Source organism: Streptomyces sp. NPDC048392, assembly GCF_043200575.1.
Lineage (GTDB): Bacteria > Actinomycetota > Actinomycetes > Streptomycetales > Streptomycetaceae > Streptomyces.
Window position 1 is genome coordinate 430,921 of sequence record NZ_JBICYB010000003.1, and the last position, 354, is coordinate 431,274.

1 rRNA gene is annotated in these 354 nt (G+C 65.0%); it reads right to left on the minus strand.

The annotated features are described in order from the left end of the window. Positions 1-259: 259 nt before the first annotated feature. Positions 260-354 (minus strand): 5S ribosomal RNA (rrf, locus tag ACGFYH_RS08260); the annotation flags it as partial.

Consider the following 354-nt stretch of genomic DNA (forward strand, 5'->3'; position numbering starts at 1 on the left):
CCGGAAGGACGGGCGGTCCCCACCACGGTCACGGTCGTTGTCGCGACGGAAACCGCCGCGGTCCCCGCGGTCACCACTGTCCCGTCGCCGCTGGTCGCGCTCCGGTCGGTCGTCGGGAGAGTTGGTGGACATCGGTGACTCCTGTCTTCGGTACTGCAAGTCATTCTCGCGCAGCCGGGTACCCGGCGCGCCCTGGAAAAACAAAAGGACCCCTGGTCCCCAGCTGAACGCTGGGGACCAGGGGTCCTTTCCAAAGATTGTTCGGCGGCGTCCTACTCTCCCACAGGGTCCCCCCTGCAGTACCATCGGCGCTGTAAGGCTTAGCTTCCGGGTTCGAAATGTAACCGGGCGTTT